The organism is Skermanella stibiiresistens SB22, from assembly GCF_000576635.1.
Classification (GTDB): Bacteria; Pseudomonadota; Alphaproteobacteria; order Azospirillales; family Azospirillaceae; genus Skermanella; species Skermanella stibiiresistens.
This window is the reverse complement of record NZ_AVFL01000016.1, coordinates 161,157-168,663: the sequence shown is the minus strand read 5'-3', so window position 1 is coordinate 168,663 and position 7,507 is coordinate 161,157. Positions and strand designations below refer to the sequence as shown.

7 protein-coding genes are annotated in these 7,507 nt (G+C 64.4%); 2 read left to right on the top strand and 5 right to left on the bottom strand.

Annotation, left to right across the window (positions count from 1 at the left end):
• Positions 1–454 precede the first annotated feature (454 nt).
• Positions 455–1,138 carry a phasin family protein gene (locus tag N825_RS36750; RefSeq protein WP_051512696.1) on the top strand — a complete coding sequence of 228 codons (684 nt, stop codon included), beginning with the start codon at positions 455–457 and terminating at the stop codon, positions 1,136–1,138.
• A gap of 75 nt (positions 1,139–1,213) precedes the next feature.
• Here N825_RS36750 and N825_RS20935 read toward each other — a convergent pair whose 3' ends face one another.
• Together N825_RS20935 and N825_RS20930 are read right to left on the bottom strand one after the other, a co-directional pair.
• Positions 1,214–2,059 carry a 23S rRNA (adenine(2030)-N(6))-methyltransferase RlmJ gene (locus N825_RS20935; protein ID WP_037456434.1) on the bottom strand — a complete coding sequence of 282 codons (846 nt, stop codon included), beginning with the start codon at positions 2,057–2,059 and terminating at the stop codon, positions 1,214–1,216.
• Positions 2,060–2,134: 75 nt separating this feature from the next.
• A complete protein-coding gene (locus tag N825_RS20930) occupies positions 2,135–2,788 on the bottom strand; it encodes a transglycosylase SLT domain-containing protein (protein ID WP_084164929.1) in 654 nt (217 codons plus the stop codon).
• A 334-nt stretch (positions 2,789–3,122) separates the two neighbouring features.
• On the opposite strand from N825_RS20930, the gene N825_RS38030 reads away from it, so the two are divergent.
• Positions 3,123–4,460, top strand: coding sequence for a tetratricopeptide repeat protein (locus tag N825_RS38030; protein ID WP_051512694.1), 1,338 nt, complete (start codon positions 3,123–3,125; stop codon positions 4,458–4,460).
• Between the two features lie 20 nt (positions 4,461–4,480).
• On the opposite strand, the gene N825_RS20920 is transcribed toward N825_RS38030, so the two are convergent.
• The 3 genes from N825_RS20920 to N825_RS20910 form a co-directional block, all read right to left on the bottom strand.
• Positions 4,481–5,965: an alkaline phosphatase D family protein gene (locus N825_RS20920; protein WP_037456431.1), complete on the bottom strand. Its 1,485-nt coding sequence runs from the start codon at positions 5,963–5,965 to the stop codon at positions 4,481–4,483.
• A 118-nt stretch (positions 5,966–6,083) separates the two neighbouring features.
• Entirely contained in the window at positions 6,084–6,317 is a 234-nt protein-coding gene (locus N825_RS20915; RefSeq protein WP_037456427.1) for an anti-sigma factor family protein, read from the bottom strand.
• Between the two features lie 336 nt (positions 6,318–6,653).
• Complete coding sequence (locus N825_RS20910; protein WP_037456424.1) at positions 6,654–7,127, bottom strand: sigma-70 family RNA polymerase sigma factor; 474 nt, start codon at positions 7,125–7,127, stop codon at positions 6,654–6,656.
• Positions 7,128–7,507: the final 380 nt, after the last annotated feature.

Below are 7,507 nucleotides of genomic sequence, written 5' to 3'. Positions count from 1 at the left end.
CGCCGCGGCATCGTCGGCGAGATCGGCGCCCTGATCAAGGGCAAGGGCTGAGGGCGATCGAGGGGCATATCCTTCATTCGAAAGGAGGCGGTGGTCCTGGCCACCGCCTCCTTTTGATTCCTTATCCAGATTATCGAATTCATTAGGACGCTTGCTAAAGTGTTTCTGTCAAGAAGACCGCAGGTTTTTGTTTCCATCCCGCACACGCTAACGCTTGGAATCCCTCCCCTAAGTGCAATGGAACTGTACGAAAGGTGCATGTGATTGTTTGTGTGCGCCGCAACTAGGATAAATATTAAATGCTGTGTTTTGCCGATTAAAAAACTTTCACGGAAACTTACTTTGCTGCATGTGCGTTATCGTGGTATAGGTGCGCGACAAGTGAAGTTAATAAAGCGTTAATACCGTGTCGGGGCCGAGGCTCGGACCGGAAGCGATAGCTGAGGAGAACACGATGGCGACCGATAAGGACACCACCACCACTCGCACCGTGAAGGACGCTGGTGAGGATGCTGTGAAGACCACCCGCGCCGCCGCCAACGAGGCCGCCGATACCGGCAAGAAGGTCGCCCGCGACGCAGCCGACGTGACCGAGAAGACCGCGGACAAGGCAGCCGAGGCCACCCAGAAGGCGGTCGATCAGGGTGCTGAGAACACCAAGCGTGGTCTGGAAGTCGGCAAGCAAGTCGCCGCCAAGACGACCGAGACCGTCACCAAGATGACCGAGGAGGCCGCTGGCGCCGCCCGTCAGGTCGCCGACCAGTCAACCCAGCGGCTCGGCCAGGTTTTCAGCATGCAGGCCAAGGCTTCCGAGGAAGTCGGCAAGCGCGCCCAGCAGAACCTGGAAGTCATGATGCAGGCCAGTTCCGTCCTCGCCGAGGGTTTCCAATCGGTGATGCGCGAGTGGGTCAGCTACTCCCAGTCGGCCATGCAGCGTAACATCGACGGCATGAACACGATCATGCGCGCCCGGACTATGCAGGATCTCATCGCCGCCCAGAGCGATCTGGTCAACGCCGAGGTCGAGCTTCTGCTCAACAGCAGCGTCAAGGTATCCGAAGTGACGGCCCGCGTCGCCAACGACGCCGCCAAGCGCATCAATGGGCAGGTCAAGCAACAGGTGCTCAAGAGCGCCTGACAACCCGCTTACCTTCGTCCGGACTGGCGAGCGCCGGGGTTCCGCTGGGAGCCCCGGCGTTTTGCCGTGCGCGCCTTATTCCGGCACCAGCCACTCGATCTTGCCGCCACCGGCGCGGGCGCCCAGCGCCGCGTGGAGCGCCGGCAGCACCGTCTCCAGATCCTTGTCGAGTTGCCAAGGCGGGTTGACGATCAGCATGCCGCAGCCGTTGAGCCGCATATGCGTGTCCTCATCGTGGACCGTCAGTTCGGCGATCAGCACCTTGCGGATGCCGGACCGTTCGATCGCCTCATGGAAGCGCCACACGGCGGGTCGTTCCTTGATCGGGTACCATAGCGCGAAGATGCCGGTGGGCCATTTGCCATGGCCCATCAGCAGCGCGTCGGCCATCCGCTCGAACTCGTCGGTCACCTCGAAGGGTGGATCGATCAGCACCAAGCCCCGCCGCTCCTTGAGCGGTAGATGGGCCCTGATGGCGCGATAGCCATCGATGTGCTGGACGCTGGTGTTGCGGTCGCGCGAGAACTCCGCCCGCAAGGTTTCGACATCCTCGGGGTGCAACTCCGCCAGCAGCAGGCGGTCGGACGGGCGCATCAGCATCCGGGCCAACCTCGGCGAACCCGGATACCAGCGCAAAGCACCGCCTGACCCTAGGTTGAGATCGCGGATCGCTTTGAGGTAGGGCTCCAGTGCCGCCGGCAACGTCTCCGCTCCAGCCATGACGCGGGTGATGCCACCCAGGTGCTCACCGGTCTTGCTTGCTTGCGCCGAGGTCAGGTCGTAGCGCCCGATCCCGGCATGGGTGTCGAGCACGCAATAGGGAGTTTCCTTGGAGCCGAGCCGGCTCAGGATCATGGCGACGACGGCGTGCTTCATCACATCGGTGAAGCTGCCCGCGTGGTAGATGTGGCGGTAGTTCATGGGACGATCATCTAGCGCCTGGAGCGACGCCAGACTAGCCTTTTAGAACCGGCCGCCCTCGATGGGCGGACCTGCCTAGCCTTGGTCGGCGACCTGGGCGCGGCGGAAGGCACGGCGCGTCTCCGGAGCGATGGCGGGATCGCCCTGGCGGGCGCAGCGGGCGCCATCCAGCAAGGCGGCGCTGTTCCGGTCGAGGCTTTCCAGGTTCTGGTGGATCTTGCAGGTGTAGTCGCGCTGCTGCGACCGGCTGCCACCATTGTACCGGGCGACGGCCACGCTCCAGCTGCCGCTGTCGGCGCGCAGGCGCTTGAGGTAGCGGGCGGCGTACCAAACATTGGCGGCGGGGTCGAGGATGCGCTCGACCGGGCGGAAATTGGCCCGGTGATGCTGGACGGAGAGCTGCATGCAGCCGACGGTGGCGTTTTGGCGTACCCGCCCTTGCCGGTCGATCAGGTGGCCCTTGGCTTCGTCAGCCGTGTCGGAATAGACGGATTTGCCGTCCAGGTTCATCGCGAAAGGTTGGGGAATGCCATCCTGGCCGCTTTCGACCAAGGCGATCGACAGGAGCAACCCCCGGGGAATGCCGAGTTCCTGTTCCGCTTCAAGGACATGACCGGTGCAACTGTCCGCTCGCGCCGTGCCCAAGGGGATGAAGCTCAGTCCCGCCGCCATCATGGTGGCGAAAAGACCCATGCACCGGATGCTCGATAGCCGGCCAAGTGCCCGCATTGTCCATCTTCCCCCTCGTCGCACCAGCTTGCGCGCTGGCACCGTGCCCCTTGCACGGATTTATTCACCGGCCGCCGATACCGGTACGGCGACCGCCTCCTGGCTTGAGTTTCGAATGCGACACGCGGCATTCGTAAGGATGTTTCACAGATTTTCCTCGAAACGTCAACTCCTATGTAACTCGGACCCGTAAAGCGGGAGAAACCGGGCCGCACAAGCCGCGATGGAATCAAAGCTAAATAGTGGTGGTGAAAAAGCCGGATTGACCCATCGGTGAATGTGCGGCATATCCATTTGGATACATGGCTCCTGGCCTTTCATGGGTTTACCAATCTTGCCCGATCAGCTTGCTCAGGGCGACATCGATGTCGCCATCGTCACGGCCGTCGAGATGGCGCTGGCGTCGGGACTCGCCTTTCGGGACGCTGGCGACGCCGCCACGGCTGAGGCCAGCTTCCGTGCGGCATTGGATATCGATCCGCTGGCCGCTGACGCGCGCGGGGCCTTGGCCGACCTGCTCGCCGACGCCGGTCGCTGGGCCGAGGCGGCCGAGGCCTTCCGCGCCGCGCTGGCGATCGAACAGGGTCGCATGGAATGGCGGGTCAGCCTGTCCGACGCGCTGGTCCGCTCGGGCGACGCCGACGCGGCGATCGAGGTGTGGCGGGAACTGCTGGAGCGGCGGCCTGACAGCGCGGCGGCGCACAGGGCGATGGCTCGGTTGCGCGTCGCCGTCGGGCAACCCCTGGAAGCCCTCGATAATTTCCGCGAGGCTTTGTTCCTGGATGCCGGCGACCCGGATACCGCCGTCGAACTGGCCGAGGCGCTGGTGGTCTCCGGCGATCCGCTCGCCGCCGTCGAGACGCTCCAGCCCATTCTGCGCCGTCTACCCGATTACGCCGCGGGGGTGTTCACGCTCGGCAAGGCGTGGCTCGACCTGGGAGAGCGGGACAAGGCGCTCGGCGCGTGGCGCCGCTGTCTCGACGCCGACCCCGACGATCGGCGCGGCGTGGCCGTCCTGATCGCCAGCGTGGAGGGCGATACGACCGAGACGATGTCGCAGGCCTATGTCCGCGCCCTGTTCGATCGGTATGCCGAGCGGTTCGACGAGGATCTCACGATCCGACTCAAGTATCAGGCGCCCCAGACACTGCGCGCCATGGTCGACCAACTCCTCGGCGCGGACGCCGCCGGCTTGGACGTGCTCGATGTCGGTTGTGGCACGGGGCTGGCGGGCGTCGCCTTCCGGTCGATGGCGGGGCGCCTGCATGGCTCCGATCTGGCCCCGCGCATGGTGGAGAAGGCCCGGCGCCGCGGCGTCTACGACGATCTCCAGGTCGGCGAGTTGACGGCTGTCCTCGCGCGCGAGGCCCACGCCTGGGATCTCGTCATCGCGGCCGATGTCCTCGTCTATGTGGGGGAACTCGGCCCGGTCATGATCGCCGCCGCCGCCGCGTTGAAGCCGGGTGGCCTGTTCTGCGCCTCGACGGAGCGGTGCGACGGCGACGGCTTCGCCTTGGGCCCATCGCGCCGGTTCGCCCATAGCCCGGCCTATCTCAGACGCATGGCGGTGGAGGCCGGGTTGGAGATCATCGTGATGGAGGACGCCGTGCCCCGCTGGGAAAAGGGCCAGCCGGTCCCCGGTTTGGTTTTCGCGGCGCGCCTCCCGGCTTAGACTCTCCCGGCTTAGACCCTCTAGACCTGGACGACGCGGGTCAGGGCTTCCGCGGCGCCTTCCACGTGCCACCGCGCGTTCAGCCGCCGATCCTCATCGAAGTGAAGCGCGAGCCAGTTGCGGGCCCTGATATAGCGCCGTCCGGTTTCGGGGAAGGGGAGCATTTCCAATGTCGTCCCCGTGGCGATCGTCTCCCGTCCCCGGCTGAGGCGTTCGAGGATCCCCGCGTAGAGCTTGGACGGGGCGGGATGCACGATGCCGGACGATGTCAGCTGCCAAAGATCGTAGCCGGAGCCGCGGATCACACCACAGGCGCCCAGATGGATCTCACCCGAGAGGAAGGTGATCCGCATGCCGCGCTCCCGGGCGATGTCTCCCAGTAGCGTGATAAGGCGATGGTACTCCTTTTCATGGACGTAGCTGCGCCATTGGTCGCGCAGATCGTCCTCCATCGACGCTTGGCCGGGCAGCAGGTTGACCAGGCGTTCGACCATGTGGAGGTTGGCGAACACCATCGGCACGCTCGACATGAACAGCAGGTGGTCGCACCCGGTGAATCGATCCAGCCAGCCCGGCAGCAAACCCCAGGTGTCCTCGCCCATCACGCGGCTCTGACTACGTTCCGTCCGTAGGTCGGGCGCGAAGATACCGAGATTTCCGATCCGGAACCCCTGGGTGAAGGTGCCGGTGGCGGCGCCCCAGACGCAGTCGGCGGGATCCTCCACCGCGCAGCCCAGTTGGAACAAGGCGAAAGCGCGCCGCGCCACATCGTGGAGTCCCTGGAACACGGCGCAGTTCCGTTGGTCGTCCGGATGCGAGCCCCACCCGTCGAAGATGTCGTGATCATCCCACATCATGATGGAGGGCACGGTGGAGAGCAGGGCCGCCGCCTCGGCCTGACTCCATTGGCGACAATACAGGTCGAAGTAGAACCTCTCGGCTTGCCCCGCCATCTCCTCGGTGAAGGGTGCCTCCAGCTGGTCCTGCGACGACAGGGATCGCCAGGCCTCCAGGGTTGGACAGTCCGTCCAAACGGCGTCGGCGTAGAGCTGGTCGCCGCCATGGAGCAGCAGATGGAAAGGCAGGGAGCGGTGCCGGGCGTTGAGGTCGCCCCAGCGCGCGTTGCGGGGGGGATTGCCTTGGCTGAAGACTGATTCGTCCTCAGTGCCATTGCACGCCGTATAGGCGATCCTGGGTGCCTCGTCGGTCCCCGGCACCGTCATGTACCAGTGGTCACCGCCAGCGAACCCGAAGCCGACGCGGCTCTCGGCGGCAGCACGAGGAACGGCGAACTCCCAGCGCCAGACATGCCGGTCATCGAGTGTCGCGATGTGTCGAGCGGGAGCGGGAAGCAACACGCCGTCCACCTCCATGTCGGGCGGTTCGGCGGCTCCCGTGAGGACGAATAGGGCGGAGATCCGCCAGCGGTCACCTTGGACGCCCCGGAAATGCAGGACGGGGCCGATCAGTTCCCGGCGTTCTTTCTTCTTTGGCGGCAACGGCATTCAAGGCGCCTGTCGTTCCTGGGTGGTGGATCAAGGAACAACAACGCGGCGCGCCAGCGCGGGTTCCTCCGCGCGGATGGTCGGACCCATGATTTGCCCTAGGCCGGCGAACGTCGGATCAGTCGGACTCGGATCGGCGGCGGCGAAGTAGATCAAGCATCCTCTCGGGAACCGGCTCGTTCAAGACGCCGTCATAGATGCGGTGAAGTTCCTGAACATGCTGACGATATTGCTGGAGCAGGGCGGCGGCCTCGACATCGGTCTTGATGACCAACTCCACCTCCTTCTTCTCCTCGTCGTTCAGCGCGCCATCAAGATAGGCGTTGATGTCGCTCATCGTCAGTCGCTTCATTGATGTACATCCCGGCGCTACTAGGGGCGGTTCACCCCGCAACGGGAACAAACCGAAGCAGGCGGTCTCCTGTGATCCGTGGGCACTCTTGAGACGGTCGAGCACTTTCATGCCATTTACGCTAAACAACCGGATATCCGCAACGGGTTAGCGGATCGCGACCTCCCGGCAAGCATGAAAAAGGGTTGAACCGGCAGCAATCGTGGCGTCGGGTGCTAAACAAGATTGCCCCTCTCCTTGTTCCTACCGGAAGCTTGGGACCGGAGGCGCGGCGGGCGCGCCTCCGGTCATCGGCACCTGGAGTCCACTGGAGCCTGTTCCCGCGCGAGGCCGGGGTCAGGCGGCCATCAGGGTGTTGAGCCGTTCGCGGGCCCGGCACAAGCGTGACCGGATGGTCCCGATGGAAACGTTCAACTTCTCGGCGGCTTCCTGGTAGGGCCTACCTTCGATCGCGACCAACCGGACGACCTTCCGCTGGCAGGGTGTCAAGCTATCGAAGGCGCGGTCGACGTCGCGGAACACGAGGCGGGAAAGCTGGGACGGTTCGACCGACATGGCGTGATCCCAAAGTTCCACCTTGGTCACATGCTTGTCGCGCTGCAGATTGTTGAAGTGGAGGTTCTTCAGCATGGTGGTGAGCCACGCCTGCATGTTGGTGCCCGGCTCGAAGCGGTGGGAGCGGGACAGGGCGCGCGCGAGGCAGTCTTGGGTCAGGTCCTCGGCGCTCGACGCGTCCCGGGTAAGCTTACATGCGTAACGCTGCAGATTGGGAATGCAGTTGACTAGTTCCATGTCGAACGAGTAAGCCATAGTGCGCTCCAGTGGTCTCTTGTTCTTCGAGGGCGGCTCCGGGGAAATGGCGCCACACCCTCAAGCGATCGGGAGTGGGTGAGGTCTGGGCGGGAGGGACTGGCAAGTCCAAACCGCTTCGATATCTCACCGGGTCTTGGTTGGTGGAGAACGTCTCCTTCCGCTCGTCGGCGGGAGATCCACCTTGGAGTGCCGGTGGCAGCCGGCCCTCCCCGGACTCCGCGCCGGTGGGAGCGCGTCGGTCGGTTCCGTATTCTCGGTCACTTCGTGAACAGTCCATACGGTCACGGTCGGCATCGGTGTCGGGCGCCTCATCGATCCGGAGCGTGTCCAGGTGGCACCTTATCTGGGTGCCGGCCGGTTGCTCCGGTGTTGTGCGA

Excerpts from the sequence above, each read along its gene's own strand:
- N825_RS20935 (WP_037456434.1), bottom strand. The coding sequence starts at position 2,059 with ATGAACTACCGCCACATCTACCACGCGGGCAGCTTCACCGATGTGATG.
- N825_RS20910 (WP_037456424.1), bottom strand. The coding sequence starts at position 7,127 with ATGGCTTACTCGTTCGACATGGAACTAGTCAACTGCATTCCCAATCTG.
- N825_RS20920 (WP_037456431.1), bottom strand. The coding sequence starts at position 5,965 with ATGCCGTTGCCGCCAAAGAAGAAAGAACGCCGGGAACTGATCGGCCCC.
- N825_RS36750 (WP_051512696.1), top strand. The coding sequence starts at position 455 with ATGGCGACCGATAAGGACACCACCACCACTCGCACCGTGAAGGACGCT.
- N825_RS20915 (WP_037456427.1), bottom strand. The coding sequence starts at position 6,317 with ATGAAGCGACTGACGATGAGCGACATCAACGCCTATCTTGATGGCGCG.
- N825_RS20930 (WP_084164929.1), bottom strand. The coding sequence starts at position 2,788 with ATGCGGGCACTTGGCCGGCTATCGAGCATCCGGTGCATGGGTCTTTTC.